General features: G+C 68.5%; 14 protein-coding genes. 10 read left to right on the top strand and 4 right to left on the bottom strand.

The annotated features are described in order from the left end of the window. Positions 1-90: 90 nt before the first annotated feature. Both AVL48_RS14990 and AVL48_RS14995 read right to left on the bottom strand, forming a co-directional pair. Positions 91-2,472 carry a transglycosylase domain-containing protein gene (locus AVL48_RS14990; RefSeq protein WP_082857659.1) on the bottom strand — a complete coding sequence of 794 codons (2,382 nt, stop codon included), beginning with the start codon at positions 2,470-2,472 and terminating at the stop codon, positions 91-93. A 505-nt stretch (positions 2,473-2,977) separates the two neighbouring features. Next, entirely contained in the window at positions 2,978-3,391 is a 414-nt protein-coding gene (locus AVL48_RS14995) for a DUF5318 domain-containing protein (protein ID WP_061981704.1), read from the bottom strand. A 247-nt stretch (positions 3,392-3,638) separates the two neighbouring features. On the opposite strand from AVL48_RS14995, the gene AVL48_RS15000 reads away from it, so the two are divergent. Together AVL48_RS15000 and AVL48_RS15005 are read left to right on the top strand one after the other, a co-directional pair. Next, entirely contained in the window at positions 3,639-4,184 is a 546-nt protein-coding gene (locus AVL48_RS15000) for a PadR family transcriptional regulator (protein WP_061981705.1), read from the top strand. A 62-nt stretch (positions 4,185-4,246) separates the two neighbouring features. Beyond that, positions 4,247-5,329 (top strand): inositol-3-phosphate synthase, encoded by a 1,083-nt coding sequence (locus AVL48_RS15005; RefSeq protein WP_061981706.1) that lies wholly within the window; start codon positions 4,247-4,249, stop codon positions 5,327-5,329. Between the two features lie 85 nt (positions 5,330-5,414). Here AVL48_RS15005 and AVL48_RS15010 read toward each other — a convergent pair whose 3' ends face one another. After that, positions 5,415-6,050, bottom strand: coding sequence for an HAD family hydrolase (locus AVL48_RS15010; RefSeq protein ID WP_061981707.1), 636 nt, complete (start codon positions 6,048-6,050; stop codon positions 5,415-5,417). Between the two features lie 81 nt (positions 6,051-6,131). On the opposite strand from AVL48_RS15010, the gene AVL48_RS15015 reads away from it, so the two are divergent. The 8 genes from AVL48_RS15015 (at position 6,132) to AVL48_RS15050 (ending at position 17,117) form a co-directional block, all read left to right on the top strand. Then, a complete protein-coding gene (locus tag AVL48_RS15015) occupies positions 6,132-6,593 on the top strand; it encodes a MarR family winged helix-turn-helix transcriptional regulator (protein WP_061981708.1) in 462 nt (153 codons plus the stop codon). Beyond that, positions 6,583-7,800 carry an MFS transporter gene (locus AVL48_RS15020; RefSeq protein ID WP_061981709.1) on the top strand — a complete coding sequence of 406 codons (1,218 nt, stop codon included), beginning with the start codon at positions 6,583-6,585 and terminating at the stop codon, positions 7,798-7,800. Before AVL48_RS15015 ends, AVL48_RS15020 begins: the two co-directional genes overlap by 11 nt. Positions 7,801-7,898: 98 nt before the next feature. Beyond that, positions 7,899-9,941 carry a PhoX family protein gene (locus AVL48_RS15025; RefSeq protein ID WP_061981710.1) on the top strand — a complete coding sequence of 681 codons (2,043 nt, stop codon included), beginning with the start codon at positions 7,899-7,901 and terminating at the stop codon, positions 9,939-9,941. Positions 9,942-10,121: 180 nt separating this feature from the next. After that, the gene (locus AVL48_RS15030; RefSeq protein ID WP_061981711.1) at positions 10,122-12,221 is read left to right on the top strand and encodes a PhoX family protein; all 2,100 of its coding nucleotides are present in this window, start codon (positions 10,122-10,124) and stop codon (positions 12,219-12,221) included. A gap of 127 nt (positions 12,222-12,348) precedes the next feature. Beyond that, the gene (locus AVL48_RS15035) at positions 12,349-13,989 is read left to right on the top strand and encodes a DUF7850 domain-containing protein (protein WP_061981712.1); all 1,641 of its coding nucleotides are present in this window, start codon (positions 12,349-12,351) and stop codon (positions 13,987-13,989) included. 31 nt (positions 13,990-14,020) lie between these two features. Next, positions 14,021-14,638, top strand: coding sequence for a class I SAM-dependent DNA methyltransferase (locus AVL48_RS15040; RefSeq protein ID WP_061981983.1), 618 nt, complete (start codon positions 14,021-14,023; stop codon positions 14,636-14,638). A 53-nt stretch (positions 14,639-14,691) separates the two neighbouring features. Beyond that, positions 14,692-16,416 carry an arabinofuranosyltransferase AftB family protein gene (locus AVL48_RS15045; RefSeq protein ID WP_061981713.1) on the top strand — a complete coding sequence of 575 codons (1,725 nt, stop codon included), beginning with the start codon at positions 14,692-14,694 and terminating at the stop codon, positions 16,414-16,416. 14 nt (positions 16,417-16,430) lie between these two features. Beyond that, positions 16,431-17,117, top strand: a complete 687-nt coding sequence (locus AVL48_RS15050) for an SDR family oxidoreductase (RefSeq protein WP_061981714.1) — start codon at positions 16,431-16,433, stop codon at positions 17,115-17,117. Between the two features lie 361 nt (positions 17,118-17,478). Here AVL48_RS15050 and AVL48_RS15055 read toward each other — a convergent pair whose 3' ends face one another. After that, positions 17,479-18,786 carry an amidohydrolase family protein gene (locus AVL48_RS15055; RefSeq protein ID WP_061981715.1) on the bottom strand — a complete coding sequence of 436 codons (1,308 nt, stop codon included), beginning with the start codon at positions 18,784-18,786 and terminating at the stop codon, positions 17,479-17,481. Positions 18,787-18,885 lie beyond the last annotated feature (99 nt).

Raw genomic sequence — 18,885 nt, forward strand, 5'->3', positions numbered from 1 at the left:
CGTGTCAGATCCGTTCAGGTTCATCGGGTACGGCGAAAAGAAGGTGTGCCAGGCTCGGTCGGCACACCTTCTTCAGTCGTTTTCGCCCGGTCAGGGGTCCCCGGTGTTCGGGAACAACGGATCGGAGGTTCCCGGCCCCGGACGAGACCATGGCGGCTTCGTCGGCTTGGTGGGTTTCGTCGGCGTCGTCTCCGTCGGCTCGGTGGAGGTGGGCGGCGGCGGAGTCGACGAGGTCGTCTCCGGCGGAGGAGTCGACTTCTCCGGCGGCTTCTGCGCCGTGGTCGTCACCACCGTGCGGGCGTCCTTGCCGATGGGCTTGACCTTGCCGAACTTCTCCGCCGGCTTCCCGGTCAGGTACCGGGACATGAAGTCTTCCCAGATCGGGCCGGCGATCGTCCGGCCGTAGATCGGCTTGTTGTTCTTGTCGTGCAGCGGCTTGTTGCCGTCGCCGCCGACCCACACCGCGGTCGAGATGGACGGTGTGTAGCCCACCATCCAGGTCTGCGCGTTGCGGTCGCGATAGCTCGCCGGGTCGCTGTCCTTGAAGTCGTACTGCTGGGTCCCGGTCTTGCCGGCGCAATCGTGACCCGACGGGCACTTCAGCTTCGAGTACGGGACGACCTCCTCGAGCGCGTCCGTGACGTTGCCGGCGATCTGCTTGCTCTTGTCTGCGTCATCGCTGAAGGCGGGGGTGCCCTTGGGAGCCGTCTCGTCGAACTCGACCTCGTCCTGGGAGTTGGTCAGTTTGGCGACGAAGTGCTGCTTCTGCCGGACGCCTTCACCGGCGAACGTGGCGAATCCGGCGGCCATGTCCTCCGCGGTGGTCACCGTGCGACCACCGCCGAGCGCGATGTTGATGTCGGGGTAGAGGATCGAAGTCCCGCCCTCGTCCGCCGTCTCCACGCCCGCTTCCTTCGCGGCCTTCGCCACCGGGTCGACCTTCGTCTTGTTGATCACCATGTCGTAGAACACGGTGTTCGCGGAGACCTTCATCGCCTCGGCGACCGTGCACTGGGTGCCGCAGTTGGCGCTCTCGCCCGCGTTCTTGATCGTGCGGTAGTTGCCGCCGCCGACGTCGAACTTCCGGTTGTTGGACCCGTCGAAGGTCTCGCCGAGCCCCTTGCCCATCTTGAGCCAGGCGGCGAGGTCGAAGGCTTTGAACGCCGAACCCGGGTTGTGCGGGACGTTCGCCCAGTCGTGGGCCTGCACGTCCTGGCCCTGCTCGTTCTTCGTCCAGTCCGGGCCGCCCCAGTAGGCGACCACGCCGCCCGTCTTGGGATCGACCGCGACCAGCGCGTTCAGGATGTTCTCGTCGGTCTGGCCCTTCATCCCCTCGGCGACGGACTCCTCGGCCATCTTCTGCGCCTTGGGATCGATCGTCGTGGTGATCTTGAAGCCGCCCTGGTGGAGCCTGTCCTGGTCGTAACCGCGGGCTTCGAGCTCGTCGATCACCCGGTTGCGGATGTGCAGGCTCAGCGTTCCGGCGTCGTCGGCCTTCGCCTGTGCCTTCGGGATCGGCTTCGGGTAGGTCGCGGCCGCGCGTTCGGCGGCGGGCAGCCAGTTGTTCGCCACCATCTGGTCCATCACGAAGTTCCACCGCCGCTGCGCGTAGGCGTCGTTCTCGGACCGGCTCGGCCCCTGGATCAGGCCGGCCAGCAGAGCGGCTTCGGAGGAGCTGAGCTCCTTCGCGGGCTTCTTGAAGTAGGCCTGCGCGGCCGCTTCGATGCCGTTCGCGCCGCGGCCGAAGTAGATGGTGTTGAGGTAGGCGGTGATGATCTCCTCTTTGGACATCTGGTTGTTCATCTTGAAGGACTTGGCCAGCTCGGTCCATTTACGGGTGAGCGTCGGCGCCTCGTTGGCCGTGGCCTTCTTGATGTACTGCTGGGAGATCGTCGAACCGCCGCCCTGGCCGCCGGTGACGTTGTTGTAGACCGCGCGCAGGATGCCGCCGACGTCGAAGCCGGAGTTGGTTTCGAACGACGAGTCCTCGGCGGCGTACACGGCGTGCTTCACCACGTCCGGGATCTCACCCGGCTTCAGCAGGTACCGGCTGCCGCCGCTGGCGGGCGCGATCTTCCCCATCGGGCTGCCGTCGGCATACGTCAGCGTGATCGGCTGGCTCTGCAGACTCGCGACGCTTTCCTGCGACGGGACGTCCACCAGGAAGTAGGTGATGACGAACGCGATCGCCGGGACCACCACGAACAGGCCGAACATCGCGTAGAGCACCCGTCGGATGATCTTCCAACGGCGCTTCTTGCGCTGCTTCGGCGTGAGGGTCTTGTTCTTGTCGCCGTCTTCGTCCTCGGCGGGCTCTTCGTCGTACGGCTCGTCACCCTCGGCCCCGAGCGGTGTGCTTTCGTGACGATCGTCATAGCGATCGTCGTACGGGTCTTCGGTGCCGTTGTGGGCGTGGTGCGTGATGAGGTCCGGTTCACGCTCGTACGGATCCGGCTCGACCGGGCGGACCAGCGCGGTCGCCTGCTCGGCGGGCGGCGGAGCGGGAGGACGGCGGTTGCCGGGCGGAGGCGGCCGGTGACCGGCGGCACCCTGCTGGGAACGCTGGGCTCCGGCGGAACGACCACCGGGCGGCGGGGGGCCCGGCCTGCGCGGGGGCATGCCGTTGGCGCGGGGTGCGGGGCGGCGGGGTTCGTCGTCGGAGGGCCACTCCGGACCGCCACCGTCACCGCCGGGCCATTGAGGATCGGAAGGGTGTGGGTCCGAGGAACGTGGCCGCGGGGACCGAGGTGCGGCCGAGCGGGGGCCGCCGTTGGGGGGTGTCCGGCGCTGGGGACGGCGCGGGGGTTCCTCGCCCGGCCAGCCGGGTCCGTCCTCTTCGCCCGGCCATTGGGCACGGCGAGGTGCATCAGGCTCCTGGCCAGGCCAGGAGCGGTTGCGTTCGTCGTTCACGAATGGGCCTCCCAGACCGGCGCTTCGGGGTACGCCGCTCTGTGCTCAACTGCGATTTCGATACCTGTCACCGACCCGCTGTCCTCTGCGACCGGGTCCGTGGCCGGGTGCTTCCCGGATCTCCTGTTCCGAGGACGTAGGAGCGCACCAGGTGGTTCCAGTGACAGCTCCGGCAGACCTCGACCTCGTAGACGGTGAACTCCGCGAAGAGCCCATCCATCCGCACCAGTTCTTCCGGCGTCTTGGCAGATCCGGCGACGTGCTTCAGCTCGTCGCCGTAGACCCAGGACACCAGGGTCAGTTCCTCCCGATGACAGACCGGGCAGTCCTGCTCACCTGGTCGTCCGTGGAATTTCGCGGCCCGCAGGAGGTACGGACCCGCGTCGCAGACGTCGTATGTGCCGACCCGTCCGGAGTGGACGCCCTTCAGCAGCGCGCGCCGCTGTAAGGCGTAGTCCACGACCTGCCGCTGGTTTCGCACGCCAACAGAGTACGGGCTCTTGCTGTGTGGTCCACGTCCCGTTCTCGGCCGGACGGCGTTCGCGCATCCGGACACGCCGGGAATTCGATAACTCTCCGGTGAATTTCGTCCGGTTGGCGAGTGCCCTGATCGGGTTAGCTACACCACTTCGATGTATCGGCGCGATATAGTGGGCCGGTAGGTTGACCGAGCCGGTCTCGGTGGCCAACGTGACCGGTCGCGGTTTGTTCCCGGAAGGGGGTGCGGTGTGCTCGAGCTCGCGATCTTGGGGCTGCTGCACGAGACCCCCATGCACGGTTACGTGCTGCGCAAACGTTTGCACGAGACGCTCGGGATGTTCCGGACGTTCTCGTACGGCTCGCTGTACCCGACACTGCGTCGGCTGCTTCGCGCCGGTTACCTCGTCGAGGAGCTCGAAGAGGTGGAAGACCGGGCGTGGGCACGCCGGGGCAAGCGTGTGTACAAGCTCACCGCCGAGGGCAAGGAGCGGTTCGCCGAACTGCTCGGCGACGCCGGGCCGCAGACGTGGGACGACGAAGGCTTCGGCGTCCACCTGGCGTTCTTTTCGAGGACACCGGCCGACGTCAGGATGCGAATCCTGGAAGGCCGCCGTCGTCGGGTCGAGGAACGCCGAGAAGGACTTCGGGCGGCAATGGCGCGGGCCGAGGAGAAAATCGACCGCTACACCCGTGAGCTGCACCGGCTCGGGCTGGAGTCCAGTGAACGGGAGGTGCGCTGGCTCAACGAGCTGATCGCGCACGAACAGGCCGAGCAGCGCGGACCGGAGACCTGAGGCGCTCTCCGGCCCCGCTGAGCACTACCTACAACTGTTGGACGAATGAAGGAGAAACCGGCATGGGCGAGAACCGCCGCGTTCGGGTGGCCATCGTGGGCGTCGGCAACTGTGCGGCCTCGCTGGTCCAGGGCGTTCAGTACTACCGCGACGCAGATGCCGGCACTCGCGTGCCCGGGTTGATGCACGTCGTGTTCGGTGAGTACCACGTCCGCGACATCGAGTTCGTCGCCGCGTTCGACGTGGACGCCAAGAAGGTCAGCCGCGATCTGTCCGAGGCGATCTTCGCGAGCGAGAACAACACCATCAAGATCGCCGATGTGCCGCCGCTGGGCGTCACCGTGCAGCGCGGCCACACCTACGACGGGCTCGGCCGCTTCTACCGCGAGACCATCGAAGAGTCCGACGAGACTCCTGTCGACGTCGTCGCGGCACTGCGCGAGGCCGAGGTCGACGTGCTCGTCTCTTACCTGCCCGTGGGTTCCGAAGAGGCTGACAAGTTCTACGCGCAGGCGTGCATCGACGCGGGAGTGGCGTTCGTCAACGCGCTGCCCGTGTTCATCGCCTCCGACCCCGAGTGGGCCGAGAAGTTCCGCGCGGCGGGCGTGCCGATCGTCGGTGACGACATCAAGTCCCAGGTCGGCGCCACCATCACGCACCGCGTGCTGGCGAAGCTGTTCGAGGACCGCGGTGTCCAGCTCGACCGGACGATGCAGCTCAACGTGGGCGGGAACATGGACTTCCTGAACATGAAGGAGCTCGAGCGGCTCGAGTCCAAGAAGATCTCGAAGACCCAGTCGGTCACTTCGCAGGTCGACCGCGAACTCGGCAAGGGCAACGTCCACATCGGCCCGTCGGACTACGTGCAGTGGCTCGACGACCGCAAGTGGGCCTACGTCCGGCTCGAGGGCCGCGCCTTCGGCGACGTGCCGCTGAACCTGGAGTACAAGCTCGAGGTGTGGGACTCGCCGAACTCGGCGGGCATCATCATCGACGCCGTGCGCGCCGCGAAGATCGCGAAGGACCGCGGTATCGGCGGCCCGATCCTGTCGGCTTCTTCCTACTTCATGAAGTCGCCGCCGGAGCAGTACGACGACTCCACCGCGCGCGACGAGGTCGAAAAGTTCATCGCCGGCGAGGCGTGACCCTCCAGTAGCGCGACATGAAGGGGCCTTTCATTGCAAATTTTGCAATGAAAGGCCCCTTCATTGCATCGGTGAGCCCCGCCCGTCAGCCCTTCTGAAGCGCCGCCGGAAGGTCCGTGATCTTCTCGATCACCGTCGTCTGCTGCAGCACCGCAGGATCCGGCGGGAAGTGCGGATTCGGCACCGCGTACACCGTCATCCCCGCGGCCAGCGCGGCGCGAAGCCCATTCGTCGTGTCTTCGACGGCCGCGCAGTTCTTCGGCTCCACGCCCAGCAGCTCGGCCGCCTTCAGATACACGTCGGGCGCCGGTTTTCCCGCGCCGACCTGCTCCGACGACACCGCCGTCGGCACCGGTAGCCGCGTGATGTCCAGGAACGCCTTGATCAGCAGCGGCGGCGACGAACTCGCGATCGCCACCGGCCAGTCCTTCGCGACCTCGCGGACGACGTCCGGCCCGCCCGGGATGATCGGCGGCCTCTCCGCGTACCGGCGCGCCATCCGCTCGATCACCACCTGAGCGACGTCCGCCGGCCGAAGCCGGACGCCGAGGTCGTGCGCGAGGTAGGCGGCCCATTCCGGGGTGCTCATCCCCTGCATCGCCCTGGTCGATTCGTCACGCCAGGTGCCGTGGAACTCGTACGCGACCGCCCGTCGGACCTCGTCCCACATCGTTTCCGAATCCACCAGGACACCGTCGAGATCGAAGATCACCGCTTCCACACCACAACCCTAGAACGTCGCGGGAGATCTTGTGCGGCAGATTACTTAGCCATGCTCAGTAATTTTAGTTAGCATGGCTAAGTGACCACGAAAGCCGCCGACCTCGCGCACCGGCTCCGCCCGCTGGTCTTCCGGCTGTACTACCTCGTCCGCCGGGAAACCCCGCAGGTGCAGCTCACCCTCACCCAGGGTTCGGTGCTGTCGGAACTGCTGAACGGCGGGCCGCGCCGGATGAGCGCGCTCGCCGAGCTGGAGCGGGTCCGGATGCCGACGATGACCGACGTCGTACGCCGTCTCGAACGGCTCGGTCTGCTCAGCCGCCGCCCGGATCCCGCCGACGGCCGGGCAGTGCTCGTCGAGGTCACCGAAGTGGGGCAGCGGTTCCATCGGCAGTTGGTCGTCGCCAGGGAGGAATTCCTTCGTGAGCGGCTGATCGAACTGGACGAGTCCGACCGCGCCGCGATCGAAGCCGCGCTCCCCGCCCTCACCAGGTTGCTGCAAGAAGACAAGAAGAAGGAGGAACTGATCCGCGATGAACGCTGAGCACCACTCGAGCCTGTTGGACGCCGTCAAGGGGCAGCCCAAACAGGTATGGATCACCGCGTTCGCCGCGGTCATCGCGTTCATGGGGATCGGGCTGGTCGACCCGATCCTGTTGTCGATCGCCGAAGGCCTGCACGCGACGCCGTCCGAGGTGACCCTGCTGTTCTCCAGCTACCTCGGCGTCCAGGCGGTCGCGATGCTGGTGACCGGCGCGATGAGCGCCCGGTTCGGCGCCAAGCGGACCGTGGTCGTCGGGCTGACCCTGGTCGTCGTCGCCACCGCGTTGTGCGCCGCGTCCGGCTCGATCGAGCAGCTCATCGGGCTGCGCGCGATCTGGGGACTCGGCAACGCCTTCTTCATCGCCACCGCGCTCTCGGTCATCGTCGGCGCCGCGACCGGCGGACAGGCGGGCGCGATCCTGCTCTACGAGGCCGCGCTCGGGGTCGGGCTCGCGGTCGGCCCGCTGCTGGGCGCCCTGCTGGGCAGCATCTCCTGGCGTGGCCCGTTCCTCGGCACGTCACTGCTGATGCTGTGCGGACTCGTGCTGTGCTCGATCTTCCTGACCGGCGACGCCAAGGAAAAGCGGCCGAAGATCCGCCTGCTCGACCCGTTCCGCGCGTTGAAGCACGCCGGGCTGCTGCGCACCTCGATCGGTTCCGCGCTCTACACGGCCGCGTTCTTCGTGGTGCTGGCCTGGTCCCCGTTCGTGCTGGAGTGGAGTGCAGTCGCCGTCGGCCTGATCTTCTGCGGCTGGGGCCTTTCGGTGGCCGTCGCGGGGGTGGTGCTGGCGCCGAAGCTCGCCGCGAAACTCGGTGAACGGCACGCGACCGTGGTCGCCGTCTTCGGCTACGCGGTCCTGCTGCTGATCATGGCGATCCCGAGCAAGCCGGTGCTGGTCGTCGGCATCGTGCTGTCCGGTCTGGTGTCCGGGCTGCTCAACACGCTCTTCACCGGGACGGCCATGTCGATCAGCGGCGCTCCGCGTCCGGTCGCGAGTGCCGGGTACAACTTCTGCCGGTGGCTCGGCGGCGCGGTCGCCGCGACCGTCGTCGGTCACCTGGCGGAGTGGTTCGGGGCCAAGCAGGCGCCCTTCGTGATCGCCGCGGTCCTGTGCGTGCTCGCCGGTGCCCTGCTGACGATCCGCGAGAAGACCCCCGACCCGCACACCATCCCGGCCGAAGCGGTCCTCGTGGGCGAAGAGATGTAAATCGGAACAAAAGGTGAACGCCGGACCAACGAGGGGTTTCCTCTCGTTGGTCCGGTGCCTTAGCGTCGACCTCCCGAACTGCAGATCCGGAGGTCCGCGTGAAGTTCCTTCCGTTGCTGGCCGGCCACTCACCGAGCCGGGCGTCAGTGACCTGTACTTACCGCTGTGGCGACGCGTGCTTCCACGACGCGCCCAACACCTCGGACAACCCCACGTTCGCCGACGTGCTCGGCGCGGTGAGCCGCCGTGGCGCGCTGAAGGCGACCGCCGTCGTCGCACTGGCCGCGGGCACCCCGCTCGCGCTCGCCGCACCCGCTTCCGCCACTCCCGAGGGCCGTCCGAAGCCGCCGCCCGGCACCGACTACCAGCGAGTACAGCCGAACACACTCGACGCCGTCGTGGTGCCCGAGGGTTATCAGCAGGGCATCGTGATCCGCTGGGGCGACGCCGTGCTGCCCGGCGCGCCGGAGTTCGACTTCGACAACCAGACGGCCGCGGCGCAGACGAAGCAGTTCGGCTACAACTGCGACTTCGCCGCGCTGCTTCCCCTGGACCATTCCGGCCTTTCCGCGCTCCTGGTGACGAACCACGAGTACACGTCGGAAGAGTTCATGTTCCGCGGGTACGACCGGAACAATCCGACCGAGGAACAGGTCAAGATCGCGTGGGCGGCACACGGGCTGACCGTCGTCCAGGTGACGCGCGGACGGGACACCGGGCACCTGCGGCCGAGGATGTCCCGCTACAACCGGCGCATCACGTTGCACACGCCGTTCAAGGTGGCAGGCCCGGCGGCGGGCAGCGCGCTGCTCAAAACCGCAGCCGACCCGACCGGCACGGTCGTGCTGGGCACGATGAACAACTGCGCCGGCGGCGTCACGCCGTGGGGCACGATCCTCTCCGGCGAGGAGAACATCAACCAGTACTTCGGGAACGCCGACACGGTCACCGATCCCGTGGCGCGCAAGCGGTACGCGCGCTACGGCATCAACGGCACCGCGACCACCCGGAAGTGGGAGCGGTTCGACGCGCGCTGGGACATCGCCAGGGAACCGAACGAGGCCCACCGCTTCGGCTGGGTGATCGAACTGGACCCGAACGATCCGGACAGCACCCCGGTCAAGCACACGCATCTCGGCCGGTTCAAGCACGAGACGGCGAACATCCGCGTCGCCAAGGACGGCCGCGTGGTCGCCTACTCCGGTGACGACGAGCGGTTCGAGTACATCTACAAGTTCATCTCCAAGGGCCGGATGAAGCCGGGCGACAGCCGCCACGCCCGGCGGCACAACATGACCCTGCTCGACGACGGCACGCTCTACGTCGGCCGGTTCACCGGCGACAGCCCGACCGCCGAGATCGACGGCACCGGGAAACTGCCGAGCGACGGCGAGTTCGACGGCGTCGGCGAATGGATCCCGCTCGCCTCCGGCAAGAAGTCCTTTGTGGACGGAATGACCGCCGAAGAGGTGTACGTGTTCACCCGTGAGGCGGCCGACCGGGTCGGCGCCACCAAGATGGACCGCCCGGAGGACATCCAGGCGCATCCGTACACCGGCCGGATCTACTGCGCGCTGAGCAACAACGTCCAGCGCGGCAACCCCGGCAAGGAAGGCGCCACCGAGCCCAATCCCCGGCTCAACAACAAGCACGGTCAAGTGCTGGAGTTCGAGGAGCACCGCGGGGACGCGCTCGCGCTGACGTTCAGCTGGCGGCTGTTCCTGGTGTGCGGTGACCCGGCCTCTCCGGACACCTACTTCGCGGGCTTCCCCAAGGATCAGGTCTCGCCGATCTCCAGCCCGGACAACGTGGCCTTCGACAAGCACGGCAATCTGTGGATCTCCACCGACTCGGCGGGCGCGCTGGGCATCAACGACGGCCTGTACTCGGTGCCGCTGGAGGGGCGCAACCGCGGTGAGCTGAAGCTGTTCCTCACCGTTCCGCGCGGCGCGGAGACCTGTGGGCCGATCGTCGAAGAGAAGATCGTCACGGTCTGTGTCCAGCATCCGGGTGAAGTGGACGGCGCCAGCGCCGACAAACCGGCCTCGCATTGGCCGGACGGCGGTGAAAGCCAGCCGCGACCCTCGGTGGTGGCGGTGTGGAAACCCGGTCGTCACGGGCTGTGTGACATCGGTTCTTAGTCGGTAAGCAACGTTCCAGCAGTACTTTTCGTCGATGGCGCGCGGCCGGTCCCGGCAGCGCGCCATCGCTCGTTCGCGCGCTGTTCATCTGCTGGTCGGGACTGGATCGTTTTGGTCGCTTACCGTCACGGCGTTCCCCTGACCGGATTACGTGAACCCACCGCGAACCATGGAGGCCCAGTGTCCTTCGAGCCTCGGCGGCTCCTGCCGTTGATCACCTCTCATCCCGGCGGCCGCTCCGCGGTCACCTGTGAGTACCGCTGCGGCAACGCGTGCGCCCACCCCGAGCCCAACGCTTCGGAGAACGAATACTTCGGCGACGTGGTCAAGGACCTGCTGTCCCGTCGTGGCGCGCTGAAGGCCGGTGCCGTGCTGGCCGCCGCCGCGGGTGGCTTCGCCGCGCTGTCCGGCACCGCCGCCGCCGAACCCGCCGACGTCGCGGCCGCGGGTCACGGCAAGCCGGGCCGCCCCGGTCGTCCGGTGCCCGGCACCGACTTCGAGGCGGTGCCGCCGAACAAGCTCGACGCCGTCACCATCCCCGAGGGTTACGACCAGCGCGTCGTCATCCGCTGGGGTGACGCGGTCGAAGCGGGCGCGCCGAAGTTCGACTTCGCCAAGCAGACCGCCGCCGCGCAGGCCAAGCAGTTCGGCTACAACTGCGACTTCGTCGGCCTGATCCCGCAGGACCCGCTGGGCATCCGCAACCTGCTGGTGGTGAACCACGAGTACACCACCGAGGTCCACATGTTCCCGGCCGACCAGTACGACCCGGCCAACCCGACCGAGGAACAGGTCAAGATCGCCTGGGCGGCACACGGTCTTTCGGTGGTCCAGACCTTCCGTGACCCGATCGGCGGCGCGCTGCACGTCACGCCGAGCCGGTACAACCGCCGCATCACGCTGAACACCCCCTTCGAGGTGCGTGGCCCGGCCGCCGGTTCGAAGTTCCTCAAGACCTCCGCGGACCCGAGCGGCCGCAAGGTGCTCGGCACGCAGAACAACTGCGCCGGCGGCGTGACCCCTTGGGGCACCGTGCTTTCCGGTGAGGAGAACGTCAACCAGTACTTCGCCAACGCGGACAAGGTCACCGACCCGGTCGCGTCCGCCCGCCTGAAGCGGTACGGCTTCTCCGGTACCGCCACCACGCGGAAGTGGGAGCGGTACGACAAGCGCTGGGACCTCGCGCAGGAGCCCAACGAGGCCAACCGGTTCGGCTGGGTCGTCGAGATCGACCCGAACGACCCGAACTCGACGCCGGTCAAGCACACCGCGCTCGGCCGGTTCAAGCACGAGGCCGCGAACGTCAAGATCACCAAGGACGGCCGTGTCGCCGTCTACTCCGGTGACGACGAGCGATTCGAGTACATCTACAAGTTCGTCTCGAAGGGCAAGTACAAGCCGGGCGACAGCGCGCATGCGCGCCGCCACAACTCGGCGCTGCTCGACGAAGGCACGCTGTACGTCGGCCGGTTCACCGGTGACAGCCCCGCCGCCGAGATCGACGGCACCGGCAAACTCCCCGCGGACGGCGAATTCGACGGCGTCGGCGAGTGGATCCCGCTGGCCTCCGGCACCAAGTCCTTTGTGGACGGATTCACCGCCGAAGAGATCTACGTCTTCACCCGTCAGGCGGCGGACAAGGTCCAGCCGACCAAAATGGACCGTCCCGAGGACATCCAGCCGAACCCGGTCAACGGCCGGATCTACGCGGCGCTGACCAACAACAGCCAGCGTGGCCCGGCCGGCAAGGCGAACGTCGACGAGGCGAACCCGCGGCCGAACAACCGCAACGGGCACATCCTGGAGTGGGACGAGGAGGGCGGCGACGCCGCGTCGACGAAGTTCTCCTGGCGGCTGCTGCTGGTCTGTGGTGACCCGAAGACGGCGGACACCTACTTCGGCGGCTTCCCGAAGGACCAGGTCAGCCCGATCTCCTGCCCGGACAACGTCGCGTTCGACCGGCACGGGAACCTGTGGATCTCCACCGACGGCAACGCGCTCGGCGCCAACGACGGCCTGTTCTCGGTGCCGGTCGACGGTCCGGAGCGCGGCCACGTCAAGCAGTTCCTGTCCGTCCCGGTCGGCGCGGAATGCTGTGGCCCGGTGGTGACCGATCACCTGGTGCTCGTCGCCGTGCAGCACCCCGGCGAGGACGCGCCCTCCTCCGCGAACCCGACGTCGCACTGGCCGGACGGCGGCGCGACGCAGCCGCGGCCGTCGATCGTTTCGGTGTGGAAGAAGGGTCGCTGGGGCCAGGTCGGCCGCATCGGCGTCAAGTAGCGGCGGCCGGCGCCCCGATCACTCTCGGCAAGGCACGTTCTGCCTGATCGGGGCGCTGGTCGACACCGTTCAGCGATTACGGAACGGTCCCGCGCTCGCTAGCTTCGGCCCGGTGAAAAGGGCACTGGTGTTGATGACGGCTGGCGCGCTTCTGCTGGGTACGGGGGCTTTTCCCGCGCGGGCGCAGGCTCCGGCCGTCCCGTCCGGCTGCACCGGCGGCGTCGCGCCGAACCCGAGCGTGGAGGAGGGCAGCCCACCCGCCGGGTACACGTTCAACCCGGCGGCCCCGGTGCCCGCCGGGACGCCGAAGAGCGAACAGCCACGGCTGTCGACGGCGGGCGGCTACCAGCAGGACGGCGGCAAGTACGCGCTGATCGCGACGCCGGACAAGCTGGTCAGCACCGCCTACGCGGCGTTGAAGTTCGTGCCCGGCGCCGTCTACACGCTCACCGACTGGACCGGCACGAACGACGGCAACCTCCGTCGCGCGGACGCCGTGCAGGAAACGGGACTGCGGTTCTACAACGCGGCGAACAAAGTCGTCCTGGAGAACAAGCGCAAGGTCGAGCACGCCGTCGAGGCCGACGGGAAACTCGCCCGCCAGGACTTCCCGCCGTCGACAGCGCCGCCGACGGCCACTTCGGTCAAGTTCTTCGCCGCCACCGACCGCAATTGGGTCATGTGGGACTGCGTCCACCTGCGGGTCGCCTCGTTGTCGGTGAAGGCGGAGGTGCGGGATCCGGCCAGTGGCGCCTGGGGCGGCACCGCCACCATCGAGGCGGGCACCACCGCGAACTTCCGGTTCACGCTGACCAACGACGGCACCGAGGCCCTGACCGGCATCAAGGTCGACGACCCGTATTGCGACGTGAAGCCCGCGCCGATCGCGAGCCTCGACGGCGGCAAGTCCACGACGATCACCTGCGACCACGCGAACGTCACCGAGGCCGACAACGGCCGCGTCGGTACCGTGACCGTCTCCGGCGCGAAGCATTCGGGCGGCACGCTGCCGAAGAAGACCGCGACGACGACCATCAAGGTCACCCCGCCGCCCGCGATCGACGAGATCGGGGAGTTCGTCTGGACCGACCTCGACCGGAACGGCCTGCAGGACGCCGGCGAGCCGGGTGTCGCCGGGGTGAAGGTGACGTTGAAGGACGCTTCGGGCACGGCGCTCGGCACACTCACGACGGACGCCGCCGGCAAATACCGCTTCGCCAAGCTGAAAGACGGCATCTACCAGGTCTGCTTCGACATCGGCGCGCTTCCGCCCGAGTTCGCGGGCCACGCCTTCACGGCGAAGGACGCGGGCGATGACGCGAAGGACTCCGACGCCGATCCGGCGAACGGGTGCACCGCGACGACCACGGTCGGCCCCAAAAAACGCCAGGATCTGACGCTCGCCGCGGGCCTCGTCGCGCCCGTGAACAAACTGGGCGACTTCGTCTGGTTGGACAAGGACAAGGACGGATTGCAGAGCCGCGACGAGATCGGCGTCCCTGAGGTGAAGGTGACGTTGAAGGACGCTTCCGCGAAGGTGGTCGGCGAGGTCGTGACCGGGCCGGACGGGCGGTACGCCTTCGAGGGCGTACCCGCGGGCTCGTACCAGGTGTGCTTCGACGCCGGTTCCCGGCAGCTGACCCGGTCGGCCGCGGCGCAGTACAACGGCACCGATTCGGCCGCGGACCCCGCGACCGGCTGCACACCGGTGACCGAATCGGGGGCGCCGGAGGATCTCACCAGGGATGCCGGGCTGATCGAGCCGTAACTGTCGGTGGGTGCCGCTACCGTCGCCGACCGTGACCTCACATCTCGACACCATCCGCGAGTCCTACGACACCGTCGCCGAGGACTACGTGACGCTGGTCAGGCCGCTGTTCGACCAGGAGCCGATCAGCCGCGCGATGCTGTCCGGATTCGCCGAGCAGGTCCGCGGCCCGGTCGCCGACGTCGGCTGCGGGCCGGGCCATGTCACCGCCCACCTGGCCTCGCTCGGCCTCGACGTCTCCGGTGTCGACTTGTCGCCCAAGATGATCGAGATCGCCCGTCGTCAGTACCCGTACCTGCGGTTCGAGGTCGGCTCGATGACCGCGCTCGACGTCCCCGACGGCACGCTTAGCGGGCTCGTCGCCTGGTGGTCGATCTTCCATCTGCCACCGGAGACCCTTCCGGCCGTGTTCGCCGAGTTCCGTCGGACGCTGGTGGCCGGTGGGCAGCTCCTGATCGGCTTCCACGTCGGCGACGAGCGCCTGAGCCCTGAGACGGCGTACGGCCACCCGGTCACCTACGACGCCTACCTGCTGCGACCGGACCGTATCGCCGAGTCGCTCGGCCAGTCGGGATTGGAGGTCACCGCGCGGCTGGAGCTGGCCGGCAAGAAGTGGCCGCAGGCGTGCCTGCTCGCCGTCGCGGTTTGACTCGTGGGCCGCGGACCTGATTCCCTGCGGACGCAACCGAGCCGGGCGGGGCCATGACGCAGACGAGTACGACGGCGAGCGAAAGCACGCCCGCGTGGCCTTCACGTGCCTGGTTCCGGCGACCGTCGACCTGGACTTGGCTCGGGTTCGGCCTGGTGCTGGTGGTCTACGCCGACCTCGCCTGGCGTCGCCGCTGGATGAGCGACGACGGCCTGATCGTGCTGCGGACGGTCCGCCAGATCCTCGCGGGCAACGGGCCGGTGTTCAACATCGGCGAACGGGTCGAGACCAACACCAGTCCGTTGTGGACAGCCATCCTGAGCGTGCTCGGCCTGATCCCGGGAGTGCCGCTGGAGTGGTTCTCCGTGGTGACCGGGCTGCTCTTCTCGGTCGCCGGGCTGTTCTTCGGCCTGGACGGCGCCCGGCGGCTCTACCAGCCGCTGGCCTTCCACGGCCTCGCCCCCGCCGGGGCACTGGTGGTCTGCGCGCTGCCGCCGTTCCGTGACTTCGCGACGTCCGGGCTGGAGACCGGCCTGATCACCTTGTGGCTGGGCGGCACGTGGTGGCTGCTTGTCCGTCGTGTGTCCACAGTAGAGGGACCGCGCGCCTGGCCGGTCGCGGCCGTCGCCGGCCTGGGGCCGTTGGTGCGGCCGGATCTCGCGCTCTTCAGCGGTGTCGCGTTGCTTGCGTTGCTCGTGCTCCTGAAGCCAGGCCGACGTCGCGCGGTGGGTCTGCTGGCCGCCGCGGCCGCGCTCCCGTTGGCGTATCAGGTGTTCCGGATGGGCTACTACGGCCTGCTGACTCCGAACACCGCGTTGGTCAAGGAGGCCGCGGAGTCGAACTGGGCTCGCGGCTGGGCATACCTCTCCGACCTCGCCCAGCCGTATTGGCTCCTTGTCCCGGTGCTCCTGCTCGCCGCCGCCGTTCTGACCTTGGTGTCCACTATGGACAGAACCTTCGTGACGCTGGCAGCGGTTCCCCTCGTCGGCGCCGTCCTGCTTTCGCTGTACGTGATGAGGGTCGGCGGGGACTTCATGCACGGGCGCATGCTGCTCCCGGCGCTGTTCTGCCTGGTGCTGCCGGTGCTGGCCGTGCCCGTGACCAGGGTGACGGCGGTACTTCTGGTCGGTGTCGGGTTCTGGGCGCTCGTGGCCGCGGGGTCGCTCCGTCCGTCGTATTCCGCCGCGCCGCACGCCGTCGGCGTCACCGACGAGCGGGCCTACTGGTCGCGGGCGACCGGGCACGAACATCCGATCCTCGCCAAGGACTACGCCGACCATCCGTCGATGCGGACGGTGCTGGACGCCGTCCGCGGAGTGCGAGGTCCGGCGGTGCTGATCCAGGATTACTCGACGAGGAGCTGGTACGCGTACCCGACGGACAGGCCGTATGTGACCGTCGCGGCGGACAGCATGGGTGCGCTCGGCCTGCTGATCCCGCTCGATATGCGGCTACGCGACGGCTACGGCCTCGCCAACCCGTTCGCCGCGCATTCGACGTCGCTGCCCAACGGCCGCGCCGGGCACCAGAAATGGCTGCCCCCGGTGTGGGAACTGGCGAACTCGGCGCGACTGCCGATCCCCGAGGGTGGGCCGGTTCGCGCCGAGGACGTCGCCGCCGCGCGACTCGCGCTCAGCTGCCCGGAGCTCGTGGCGATCGACGCGTCGGTGCGGGATCCGCTGACGGGGGGACGGTTCGTGGACAACCTCGTCGGGTCGTTCGCGCGGGGCTCCGTGCGGTTCCCCCGGGTGGCGTCGACGCCGGTCGTCTGCCGGTGACTAGCGTGGCCGCCATGGCTGATCTTCCCCTCGCCCTCGTCACCGGCGCCACCCGCGGAATCGGCGCCGCGACCGCCCGCGCGCTCGCCCCCACCCACCGCGTACTGCTCGGCGGCCGCGACGCCGACGCACTCGGCGAACTCGCCGGAACGCTGCCCGGCGCGAAGCCGTGGCCGGTCGACCTGACTGACGCCGAGACGCTGGAAGCGGCGACAGCCGAATTCGGCGAGCTGGACGTGCTGGTCCACTCGGCCGGTGTCGCGCGGCTCGGCACGGTCGAGACCGCGACCGACGCCGACTGGCGGGCGAACTTCGAGGTCAACGTGCTCGGCGTGGTCACGCTGACCAGGCAGCTGCTGCCCGCGTTGCGCGCCGCGAACGGGCACGTCGTCGTGATCAACTCCGGCGCGGGGCAGAACGCGCGTCCCGGGTGGGGTCCCTACGCGGCGAGCAAGTTCGCCGTCCGCGCCTTCGCCGACGCGTTGCGCGAAGAGGAGTCCACCCTGCGGGTGACGTCGATCTACCCCGGTCGCACGGACACCGAGATGCAGCAGGCGATCGTCGCCGACGAAGGGGGCGAGTACGAGCCGGCACGCTTCCTGCGTCCCGAATCCGTCGCCGCCGCCGTGTTGTCCGCCGTCACCGCCACCGGCGACGCGCATCCGACCGAGGTGACCCTTCGGCCACGCGGACTGGTCTAGACGTGTCGGAAGCTGTCCGCTTTCGGACATAAACCCAGTACGTACTCTCGAAATCGGGGCTTTCGCGCCACGAACCGATAGCTCACTTTCTCGCCTCGCTTCGCAACCTTTCGATCCGGGTGCTCCGCGCCGGGAGCGCTGGGTGTCGCAAGGGCCTCCTTCGAGACGCTCATCGTCCCAAAGGAGGCCTTTCCGACCTCGGAAATCCCAGCCGATCCAGCCGCCCCCAGTTGTCCACAGCCCCTCACCGTTGTGGGCAACTCCGCCTCACTCAGCCCTTTCCGCCCCTTCCCAGCAGCGACCCCCGATAGACTGGCCTCGGGGCCGCCCCCTGGGACGGGTGGGGGGCTGCGTAGGTGAGTTAAGAGCGCAGCCGCGCCGAGGTTTCGGCGACTTCGGCCTGCACCTGCGCGCGGTCCACCCGCAGGGATTCGCCGTCGCCGACGACCTGCTCGCCCGCCACCCACACGTCGCGCACCCGGCGTGAGCCCGCGGCCCACACCAGGTTCGAGAGCAGCTGTTCGTCCGGGACGTCGATGCCCGCCGCGAAGGCCGGGTCGTCCAGGTCGACGTGCACCATGTCCGCCCACCGGCCGGTTTCCAGCGCGCCGATGTCGGCTCGGCCCAGCGCGTCCGCGCCACCGCGGGTGCCGAGCAGGAACGCGTCGGCCGCGGTCAGCACCGTCGACTCGCCGGTCGCGAGCCGCGCGAACATCGCCGAGAGCTGCAGCTCCTCCCACAGGTCGATGTCGTCGTTCGACGCCGGGCCGTCCGTGCCCAGCCCGACGGCGACACCGGCCTTCCGCAGCTCCGTGACCCGCGCGATACCCGAAGCGAGCTTCGCGTTCGAGCCCGGGCAGTGCGCGACCCCGACGCCGCGCGCGGCGAACAGCGCGATGTCCTCGTCGGACAGGTGGATGGCGTGCGCGGCCAGCGTTCGGCCCCGCAGCATTCCGACCTTCTCCAGCAGCGCGGGCACCGAGCCGTGCTCTTCACGCTGCTTGACGTCTTCGAGCGCCGCCTCCGCCACGTGGATCTGCACCAGCGCGCCGCGCTCGGCCGCCGATTCCGCGGTCGCGCGCAGTGCGTCTTCGTTCAGCATGTACGCCGAGTGCGGTCCGTAGCCGACTTCGATCCGCTCACCGGGGCCGAACCGGAGGCCGTCGGTGTCGATCCAGCGTTCGATGCCCTTGAGCATCGCGCGCCAGTCCATCCCCGGCAGCTCCATGATCGGCGGGCCCAGCAGCACGCGGCCACCGGTGGCGAGCACCGCGTCGGCGAGCTGTTCGCCTTCGAAGTACATCTCCGCGCTGGTCGTGACGCCGTGCCGCAGCATCTCGACCGAGCCGAGCAGCATGCCCGTGCGGATGTCGGCGGGCTTCAGCTTCGCCTCGGTCGGCCAGATGATTTCGGTCAGCCACCGCAGCAGCGGCAGGTCGCCGCCCATCCCGCGCAGCAGGGTCATCGGGCTGTGCGCGTGCGCGTTGACCAGACCGGGCAGGAGGATACCGCTCAACCGGGTCACGGGAGCGGACGTTTCGGGAGCCCCGGATGCGGGACCGACATGGGTGATACGCCCCGTCTCGTCCACGTCGACCACGGCGTCACGCAGCAACGAGCAAGCGGGGTCGGCGGGGAGAACGACAGGAGCGTGGAAACGGCGTTGCATGAAAAGAGTTTACGGACTGAACCTTCTATCGCGCCGACCGCTATCTCGTCGCCAGGGCGTGGCTGGTCATCGATGTCACGGACTTCTTGTCGGCGCCCT

The organism is Amycolatopsis regifaucium (genome assembly GCF_001613935.1).
GTDB lineage: Bacteria > Actinomycetota > Actinomycetes > Mycobacteriales > Pseudonocardiaceae > Amycolatopsis > Amycolatopsis regifaucium.